The 9,204-nt window shown below is 33.5% G+C and carries 8 protein-coding genes and 2 pseudogenes; 3 read left to right on the plus strand and 7 right to left on the minus strand.

The window, feature by feature from the left end:
• Window positions 1-166: 166 nt before the first annotated feature.
• The 3 genes and pseudogenes from FTT92_RS16225 to FTT92_RS16235 all read right to left on the minus strand — a co-directional run.
• A pseudogene (locus FTT92_RS16225) lies at window positions 167-538 on the minus strand (integrase core domain-containing protein); the annotation flags it as partial.
• A 153-nt stretch (window positions 539-691) separates the two neighbouring features.
• Window positions 692-1,072 carry a hypothetical protein gene (locus FTT92_RS16230; RefSeq protein WP_180172620.1) on the minus strand — a complete coding sequence of 127 codons (381 nt, stop codon included), beginning with the start codon at window positions 1,070-1,072 and terminating at the stop codon, window positions 692-694.
• Window positions 1,073-1,174: 102 nt separating this feature from the next.
• Window positions 1,175-1,486 (minus strand): ADP-ribosyl-(dinitrogen reductase) hydrolase, encoded by a 312-nt coding sequence (locus FTT92_RS16235; RefSeq protein WP_180172621.1) that lies wholly within the window; start codon window positions 1,484-1,486, stop codon window positions 1,175-1,177.
• Between the two features lie 753 nt (window positions 1,487-2,239).
• Between FTT92_RS16235 and repM the strand changes: the two genes are divergently transcribed.
• Both repM and FTT92_RS16245 read left to right on the plus strand, forming a co-directional pair.
• Window positions 2,240-3,157, plus strand: a complete 918-nt coding sequence (repM, locus tag FTT92_RS16240) for a replication initiation protein RepM (protein ID WP_180172622.1) — start codon at window positions 2,240-2,242, stop codon at window positions 3,155-3,157.
• Window positions 3,158-3,205: 48 nt separating this feature from the next.
• Window positions 3,206-3,757 (plus strand): plasmid replication DNA-binding protein, encoded by a 552-nt coding sequence (locus tag FTT92_RS16245; RefSeq protein WP_180172623.1) that lies wholly within the window; start codon window positions 3,206-3,208, stop codon window positions 3,755-3,757.
• 216 nt (window positions 3,758-3,973) lie between these two features.
• Here the strand turns inward: FTT92_RS16245 and FTT92_RS16250 are convergent, their stop codons facing one another.
• The 3 genes from FTT92_RS16250 to FTT92_RS16260 all read right to left on the minus strand — a co-directional run bounded on the left by FTT92_RS16250 (window position 3,974) and on the right by FTT92_RS16260 (window position 6,934).
• Complete coding sequence (locus FTT92_RS16250) at window positions 3,974-5,047, minus strand: potassium channel family protein (RefSeq protein ID WP_218951613.1); 1,074 nt, start codon at window positions 5,045-5,047, stop codon at window positions 3,974-3,976.
• 180 nt (window positions 5,048-5,227) lie between these two features.
• Entirely contained in the window at window positions 5,228-6,109 is an 882-nt protein-coding gene (locus FTT92_RS16255) for a DUF4238 domain-containing protein (RefSeq protein WP_180172625.1), read from the minus strand.
• 564 nt (window positions 6,110-6,673) lie between these two features.
• A complete protein-coding gene (locus FTT92_RS16260) occupies window positions 6,674-6,934 on the minus strand; it encodes a mobilization protein (RefSeq protein ID WP_180172626.1) in 261 nt (86 codons plus the stop codon).
• 220 nt (window positions 6,935-7,154) lie between these two features.
• On the opposite strand from FTT92_RS16260, the pseudogene mobQ reads away from it, so the two are divergent.
• Window positions 7,155-8,662: pseudogene (mobQ, locus tag FTT92_RS16820) on the plus strand (MobQ family relaxase).
• Window positions 8,663-8,780: 118 nt separating this feature from the next.
• Here mobQ and FTT92_RS16270 read toward each other — a convergent pair.
• The gene (locus FTT92_RS16270) at window positions 8,781-9,026 is read right to left on the minus strand and encodes a hypothetical protein (RefSeq protein WP_180172627.1); all 246 of its coding nucleotides are present in this window, start codon (window positions 9,024-9,026) and stop codon (window positions 8,781-8,783) included.
• Window positions 9,027-9,204 lie beyond the last annotated feature (178 nt).

Raw genomic sequence — 9,204 nt, forward strand, 5'->3', positions numbered from 1 at the left:
ACGATGCCGAAAATGATGAGCGATTTATTCATGGGGGCTTCTATAATAATAATAATCGAGCATGAGTCTCATACGGATGCTCGGGTCGAAAGGGAATCCCCAGGCGAGTAACCTGTTTGCGGTGATCTGAACCGTACCGGGTTTGTCGGAGACTTTTTTATTTAAGTTAGGCCACCTGACCTAACGGATTAATTTTATCATAGTACATTGCTTCAAAATCAAAAGGTGGCACATAACCTAGTGCACTATGTACACGCTCTTTATTGAACCAATCTACCCAATTTAATGTCGCAAGTTGTACATCCGCTAAACCTTGCCAATCTGCTTTTAAATATTCAATCACCTCTGTTTTGTATAAGCCATTCACTGTTTCAGCCAAAGCATTATCGTATGAATCACCGGTCGTACCGACTGATGCTCGTAAATTTGCTGCTTCTAAACGATTGGTATAACGAATGGAAAGATATTGCACACCTCTGTCACTATGATGAATCACGTTCTTTGGCATGCCTCGATCATGCAATGCTTGCTCCAGTGCAAACATAAAGCAAAAAAAGAAAACTAAAAAGGGCTGATCTATTAAGATAACAGCCCTTTTTAGTTTTCTTTTTTTAAAGATAATGCCTTAGAACAAATATCTTTAAAACTTTGATTAAAAGATCACTTTTATTTAAATGGATTCTACATATTATTAAGCCTGTTTAAGAGTTTTTAACTCACTTTGCATTTCTTCCAATTGTCTTTGAAGTTCTCTTTTTTGAGCAATCAATTCATTAACTTTTTTTCTGCTTTCTGCATCTGCAAAGCGTTGAAGAACTTCTCTAGCTAAAGCTTGATAACCTAACCCTTCTACTTCTCCAATCTCTTTTAAGTCATTTATTAGGCTTATAGGCAAACGTATTGATATCATTTGCATTTTTTGATCATTTTGATTGCTTATAAGTTTTTTAAGTTTATTCGACATGCCTTTAGATTTTACTGTTGATTCATTAGCTCCAAGTTCTCTTGACTCCCATAAATCAACATCACTAAATATTTCATGTTGAATGGTAGATTCATTTATACGGTTCATAATTTTCTCTTCGATTTATTAATCTAGATAATTTATAGTCGAAAATGTTTAATTATGATCGACTACTTCAGAATCCAGGGGGGAGTTCCCCCCAAGTTTCATTTACGATGTCTTTCGTTCGAATATTCGAATTTCAACATCGTTGGCATCATATGCAGTTTTAACAAAAACTGTATTCAGTTCCTCAACGAAGACGAAACAAACTTTCAATGTACGACCTCTTCGAGTTTGGCTGATAAACCATTCTGTTTCAGGTACTGTTTTATGTTGTTCACGTTCTTCAATTAAGGTTTGACCATCATTGTTTTCAAAGCATTCATATACTTCATCAAGTGAGACGCCATGCTTCTCATCTAACTTTTGTAGAATTGCGGGTGAAAAAATATATTTTAAAGGTGGTTCGTCTGTTGACATGTTTTACTCCATTTATTCTAAGGTTTCAAGCGATCTTTGTATATACACATTGTTTTACTTCCATGTGTATAACCCTTTAATATGGGCAGTTTTATGTAATTCAATGGGCATTTGAAAAAAAATTGTATATACAATGAATTTTTATTTAATTACTAATTTTTGCTCAAACTTGAACATATTATTTGTTTTTTAACTTCATATAACCGAGCGAGTGTCTACGAGCGATTGAGCATAATAAAAATTTTGCATTTGCCTTTTTTCTGATTACAAGCTCCCTTTCAATTTTAAGCGGTAAGTACAGAGCATCCCGAATGGGTGCGAACAAACTTAAATTGCGTCTAGACCGAGCGAAGCGAGCATAAAAACTCATGAGCGCAGCGAATTCCGAGTTTCTTTTTTCTTTTTCTAAAATTCACGAAATATTTAAGCAAAAAATTGCCCCTTCGAATCGAGCGAAAGCGAGATTCAATAGAGTTTGAGCGAAGCGAAAACATAGGGCAATTTTAAAGAATGATGCTTTTAATTATTTTAATGCTTTTAAATGCTTTTAGACCTTATAAAACTTTTATAAATTAAAATCTTAGATGGTTATAAAGATAGGTTTAAGGGGTTATAAAGATAGGTTTAAGGGGTTATAAAGATAGGTTTAAGGGGTTATAAAGATAGGTTTAAGGGGTATTCGAATAGTTAAATTATTGACTATTTAAAATAGACGATATATAACCTAGTTAGATTAATAAGTAACCTTGAATTATGACGAATACCAATAAGTTAGTTGTAAAGGATAATGCTCTTATTGATGCATCATTCAATTTATCCTTAATAGAGCAACGGATTATGCTTCTAGCAATAGTTGAGGCTAGAGAGTCAAAAAATCTTTCCCCAGATACCCCTATAGAAGTATCTGTGAGCGACTATATCCATCAATTTAAAGTAGATAGTAATAATGCTTACGCCTTACTTAAAGATGCTTCTAAAACATTAAAGCGAAGAGAGTTTAGTTATTTAGATAGGTATAAGGGCATAGAAGCACTTTCAACTGCTAATTGGGTTAATAAAGTGACTTATGTTGATAAGAGCGGTTTGATTGTTTTATATCTTAGCCATGAAGTAATTAGCTTAATTAGTAAATTAAGTGAGCAATTTACAAAATACTATATCGAACAAGTTTCTGACTTTAAAAGCAAATATAGTATTCGATTATATGAACTTATTATTAAGTGGTTAAGCGTTGCTAAGACTGAGAAATACAATATCAATGATTTAAGATCAAAGCTTGGACTTGGTGTTGAAGAGTATTCAACTATGTCTAATTTCAAGTCTAATGTATTAGACAAAGCAATTAGTGAAATCAACAAACATACGGATATAACTGTTGATTATCAGCAATTTAAGAAAGGAAGAGTAATTACTGATATCCAATTCTCTATTAAATCTAAAGCTCGACCATCTAAACAAGCTAACACCACCAAGCAATCTTTTCATCAAATGAGTGATGCACAAATTAACTTATTTGGAAATCAGTTATCTCGTCTACATGAGCTATCTCATTTAGCAAATCAAGGTGAAAGCTATGAAGAGTTAGCGATTAAAATTAAAGATATGCTCAGAGATCCAATACAGCAAAAACAACTTCTTCCACATCTTAAAAATCTAGGTTTTAAGGCTTAACTACATTACAGTTGATGTAATGAGGGACTAAAACATAATTAAAGAACTATGCCTAAATTTACTGTTGCAGAATTAGCTAAGAAATATGGAATTGCTCGTACATCGATTTATGATCGTATGAAGAACGGTTCTATCAGCTATGAAATAGATGCCAAAAATAGAAAAGTAATTGATCTTAGTGAAATGCAACGTGTTTATGGCACACCTGACAGTAAGGCTTACAGTCAGCCTGTTAGTACGCAAACTGACAACACTACTGTTGAATTGTACAAGCAATTAATTGAAGAATTACGACACGATAAATCTGTTGCAGAAGAGCGTGAAAGGCGTATGTATAAAGAGATTGAGCAGCTTAAAGACAAAATTGATAATCTCACTCTTGCTCTTGGATATACGCCTAAAGATAGTCAGCCTGACAGTCAGCCTGATAGTCAGAATGAACAAACTCGTACAACCACAAACTTACAAGAAATTGTACATATTGAACAAGCTCACCCTATCGAAAGTAAACCCATTCAACAAACGTCTAGGATACAACCAGAACCCAGAAAGCGAAGCTTATTTGGTCGAGTTCTACATGCTGTTTTAAGTGATGAGTAGTGGTTGAATTGTTTACTAAGGCTTATCAAAACCGTGGAACATTGCTCAATAAGTAGGCGTGGAACATGAAAAATCATAAAAAAAGCCCAAATCAGCTGAGCTGGGCTTTTCACATCAAGATAAAGCTATGATTTATATAGAATAAAAGAAAGCATTTCGTATAACGTGTATTATGTTAATTGTAGAAAAATTAACATAATGCACCGACTCTTATATCTATTTATTTTTTGGTAACTTACGTTTTTCAAGAAGTATATTAATACTTTTACTTACTAGATTATTAGAAATACCAAGTGTTTTTGCAATTTCCTTGTGAATGTTAGTAGGCCAATTTTCTTGTGGACCAATAGGGGCATTGTTATAAACATCATTGATTATAATTGGAGTCGCCTTTCCTTGAGACCATCTTTTTAAGAGAATGATGTCATTATTCATTTTCTCAAAAGTTCCATTAATACGAAGCATAGATCCACTTAAGGATTTTTGCTGTTTTATTCTTAAAAAATTTAATAGCTTAATTATAAAAAGCTGTGTATATGATTTATCTTCTTTAGAGTTTTTGTGTAAAACTACCATTTGACGAACCACTCCATGGCAACGATTTACTAATGCTAATGAACGTCTTGATATCAATAAATTTTCATTTTCATTTTTGTGTATTTTTAAACTTGTCTCTTGTAACTTAGATATCTCTTTATAAAGTGAAGCTAATGCACTTTCATTTCCGAAAGAAATCAACCTAGCTTGATTAGCATTAAATATTAAATATTTAGCCGTAATCTCTAAAATATTTGCAGCTACGTGAAGGTCTTTTTCTATATTACCTCCATTCTTTAATAACGCATTTATTTCTTCTATCTCTAAAGAAAAGTTGCTTATTCGTCTTTGACAATCACTTGTGTGCAATAATAAAAGGATTGTTTGCTGTCTTTCAGAAGCGAATTTCCCAACTAGTAGAGCAATAAATATTAAGCCTAACACTACGACAAGAGTTGCAATAAGACGGCCGTATCCTATAGGGCTTAAATCTCCATATCCAAGTGATGTAAAAGTCACGATACTAAAATATAAGGCATCAAAAATATCTATATTCTCTTTATTTAAAGAATGGCCAGAAGGAATTAACCAAAAATACAATGATGATGAAAAAATAACCATAAAACCAAAAATAAATAAATCTAAATAAGAGGCTCTCTCTACAAATCGTCCTATAGGAGTTGTCAAATAGGTTTTTTGATGTGGCTTTTCTAACTTCGGAATTAATGTTTGTTTTTCAATATCGTTAGACACTTTTCCCCCAAAAATAAAATTCATGATGAGGGATGTTATAGATAGTCCATCTTTAAATAAAGTTTAGGATGCCATTTAACATAATGGCGGTTATACGAAATAAAAAACCTAGACACTGGCCTAGGCATTAAACTTTAAAAAACACATAAAAATTAAGGCTATCGTCTCAATTTTTAACTTCTAATTCAATAAACCATCTAAATACATTTCTTGTAGCTCTTCACTAAGGACATCAGTAGAAATTATATACCTCGATTGCTCACAAACTATACGATTATATTTGACAGGAAATTTACCCATAAAATCTTGAAACTTAATTTTTTCACCTTTAAGAAACTCACGATGGCAGCCAATAAGTAACAGTTTAGGTGATAAGGATAAAGCATATCCTAGAGATGGAATAACTTCGTTCTTACAAAAATTTAATACTAGGGGCTTCTCTCCAGTGAAAAAAAAGTTATCTTCGGAAACAATAACTACAAGATCCATATCGAAAAAAAGTCTATAACTTTCAGAATCCTCAAGAATACTTCGCATAGCTGTTAGATTAATATTCTTTTTAAAGTAATCTAAGTGATTTTTTATTTCATATTTTTCTAATTCACCAGCTATATATTTAAAGTGAGTATCAGCTTTTTGCTCTATCAGATTTTTAGCATGCTGAATGGTTTCTGGATGCCTTAAATGTAATGATAATATGAACTTAGAAAATAAGCTTTTTTCGTCACTATTTAATGTATTAATTTTTTCTTTTGGTGACTCAATAATAGTATTTATTAGAACTAATGCATCTGTATCTAAATCGTGAAAGCTGTGTTCTATAGTATTTGTATCTTCAACCACTTCTTCCTTAATTGAAAAAACATTTTTGTAAAGTGTGTTTAAGTGATTTTCTGAACAACTAGATTTAGATGAACAAGGATCTGGAATAAGGCTAACTTCACCATTATATTTTCTTTGATATTTTCTAAATCCCTGATTTTTTTTGTCTGAATTTTTAGCATACCATTTTTTCAATAGACCTTGTGGCACATAGTGATGATTAATAGATTTCTGTGACATTATATATACTTAAATTATCGTTAATTGAAAAATATTAGGGTAGCCCAAACAAGATTAGGTAGATAGTCAAATACTATATTAAATATCAATTAAAAAATCATACATTTAACATAAAATCTCTTATGCGAAGTTGATCTGTAAGCCCTTTCAAAAGAAAGGGCTACTTTTAAAATACATACACCTCTATACATTTTCTAATTTTTGACTAAGATCAATTTTTACCAATTATGAGAATAAATTGTAGTGCAAGAAGTCAGACTAATCGAAGTATTGGAAAAATCAGTTGTATTAGGTGTTATCACTATTGCTTGGTCCTTTTTAGCTTTTACCACTTTACATGCTTACCTACAAAGTAAGTGGTATCCCTTTGTACTTCTTTCATTTGGGGTAATCTGCCTTTTATTTATCTTTATTCAAGGAGTTCTAGAGCTGTATAACACTTATAATGATCAATTATTTTTGAAATATGGAACGATCAAAGGAGGATTAATAGCTGTAGCAATTGCATACCTAATCCTACTACCACCGATCTATACTCTCACATCTATTTTCCCAAAATAATTTTCATAATTTAAATAACTTTCTGTCTCTTTCTTCAGTTAAATACTCGTTCATTTCAGCGAGTATTTTTTCCTTATTGGCTTCATTTTCCATCTTTTTGAGCAAGTAAGAACCCAATAGAATTTTACGTCTTGTATCGTCTTTTCGCTCTTGTTCTTTTTGCTTGGCCTTTTCACGAGCGAGAACAGCTTGCTTTTGTGCTTTAAGCTGTTTTAAGCGTTCTTCTTGTTTAGCAATTTGTTGTTCTAAAGATTCTACTTTCATTATCACTCTAATACCTAAAAAACCACAGATAGCATAAGCGTACATGAATTGAAATTCAAGGTACTGTCTGCTATCGTGGTTTTCCCGAAGGGCGCACTTTACCATTGAAAAAAATTTTCGATTTTTCAATGAAAGTACGGCAGGGGAAAATCCCCTACAACCCCAAACCAATCTATGCAGATTGGTCAAATTCGAAATCGAATTTAAGAGCAAAGGCAAAATGGCAATTTATCATTTTTCAGTGAAGACAATAAGTCGAAGTGCAGGGCGTTCAGCTGTTGCATGTTCTGCTTATCGTTCAGGTGAAAAATTGATAGATGAAAGACAAGGTAGAGAACAGGACTACACAAGAAAAACAGGCGTAGAATTTACAAAAATTTATGCCCCTGAAAATACCCATCCTGAGTTACTTAACCGTAATCACCTTTGGAACACGGTTGAAAAAGTTGAACGTCGAAAAGATGCCAACCTCGCCAGAGAATTTGAAATTGCTTTTCCGCATGAACTGAATGCTGAACAACGACAAGCCCTACTCAATGACCTATGCCAAGAGCTTGTAAAACGGCATGGTGTAATTGTGGACGCTGCCATTCATGCACCACATACCCAAAGCGGAAGTGATGAACGCAATTACCACGCTCATATCATGTTTACAGGGCGACAAATTGACCCTGAAACAGGTGATTTTGCCAAAAGAGAAACCGAGATTTTAACAAAGAAAATTCTAGTCAGACCGTGAACCAATGGCGAGAAACCTTTGCCGACATTACCAATCAAAATCTAGCACGAGCAGGGTATTTGACCGAAGTAGACCACCGCAGCTATGCCGATCAGAACAACGGACTACAGGCGACCATTCACGAGGGTAGCAAGGTCACACAGCTACGCAGACAGGGCATTGATACCGAAATCAGCCTAAAAAATGATTTAATCAAACAGCAAAACGCTGAAAATCAGCGTTTACCTGAAATTTTGAAAGGTTTAGAGCAAGAAATCCGCCTTGCTGAATTTCAAATCAGCAAATATCAAGCAGAAATCCGCCTAAAAGCTTCAAAAAACGCCCCTAAAGCCACAGAAGCACAAAAACAAGTAGAACAGCCAAAACCTAAAGAAACCCGCTTAGAACGTAAATCAGAGCCATCTAGCCCTAAATTAAAACAACTCAATGACGATTTAAACCGTCTTGAATCTGAAATTTTCCAATTAAAACGAGATATTTCTACCGCTTTAAAGGACTATGACGAACTTCAAAAGAACAAACCACAAGAAAAATTGTTCGGATTAGTCCCAAATCCTAAGTTTTCAGCGTGGAAAGAAAAATATTCAGAGCTAAAACATGAATTTGACCGCAAGAAAGATGATTTAAAATTGAATGAAACCCTTGTGGAAGCAAGGAAAGACGATATTAAACGAGAAACTATTCGATTACGCAGTCAGCCGACCATTCAGCCCAATATCAGCAGGGAAAAACCAAAAGAATTGGATTTTAATAGCGTTTATCGGCAGTTAAACCACGAACAAAAGCAGGCATATCAGTCGATTAAATCGGTATTGGAGCAAAAACTTGGTGGCTCAGACTTAGATAAAAAATTAGAACAGGCACAACAAAAATTTGTAGAAAAATTTAAGGAAAATCCTAATTTTGAAGTGCCAAAACTTGAATCACAAAAACAACGAGAGCAAGAACAGGTTAGGGGTGCATCAAAATCTAAAGGCATGGAACGATAGCCCCAACCGTTGAAAATCCAATTCAGTAAAAAGCGGTAATCAGAGGGGGGAGTAAGCGATCTACTGCTATGTCGCTCACACTCCGTTCGCTTTGTAAGTTATTTCTTGATTTTTATAATTAATCAACAGGCAATGCTACTGCATAGCAAAATTCACCGCTTGAAGTTTCATCTGATTGATATGTAGATAAACCAATGCCCGTACTATTGGGGTAGTGTTTTAGAGTTAACTCTATTTTTTCAATAATGCAATCTGCTGAATCAGTCATTTTTCCATTGTATAAAGCTTGTTTGAAGTTTTCTCCCTCATATAAAGTAATATTATATTTACTTTTTATATTTATAAGTCTTGAAAAAATATCCATGATTTAACCCTACTAATCTATTGAATTTAATAATGTATATCATTAAACATAAAGGGCTTTGTTGCACAAAGATTTGAAATGCAAAGCGCCCCTAATTGATCCAAATTTAAGGCGTAACTTGGGTAAGTGGGCGACCTAATTCCGTAAATCTGTTAAGGACTGCTACACGTGCATGGAT

It is taken from the genome of Acinetobacter sp. YH12023 (genome assembly GCF_013420135.1).
Taxonomy (GTDB): Bacteria; Pseudomonadota; Gammaproteobacteria; order Pseudomonadales; family Moraxellaceae; genus Acinetobacter; species Acinetobacter amyesii.

What these genes read in the sequence shown, in the direction of transcription:
- FTT92_RS16235 (WP_180172621.1), bottom strand. Translation starts at nt 1,486, where the DNA reads ATGTCAACAGACGAACCACCTTTAAAATATATTTTTTCACCCGCAATT.
- FTT92_RS16245 (WP_180172623.1), top strand. Translation starts at nt 3,206, where the DNA reads ATGCCTAAATTTACTGTTGCAGAATTAGCTAAGAAATATGGAATTGCT.
- repM (WP_180172622.1), top strand. Translation starts at nt 2,240, where the DNA reads ATGACGAATACCAATAAGTTAGTTGTAAAGGATAATGCTCTTATTGAT.
- FTT92_RS16270 (WP_180172627.1), bottom strand. Translation starts at nt 9,026, where the DNA reads ATGGATATTTTTTCAAGACTTATAAATATAAAAAGTAAATATAATATT.
- FTT92_RS16255 (WP_180172625.1), bottom strand. Translation starts at nt 6,109, where the DNA reads ATGTCACAGAAATCTATTAATCATCACTATGTGCCACAAGGTCTATTG.
- FTT92_RS16260 (WP_180172626.1), bottom strand. Translation starts at nt 6,934, where the DNA reads ATGAAAGTAGAATCTTTAGAACAACAAATTGCTAAACAAGAAGAACGC.
- FTT92_RS16230 (WP_180172620.1), bottom strand. Translation starts at nt 1,072, where the DNA reads ATGAACCGTATAAATGAATCTACCATTCAACATGAAATATTTAGTGAT.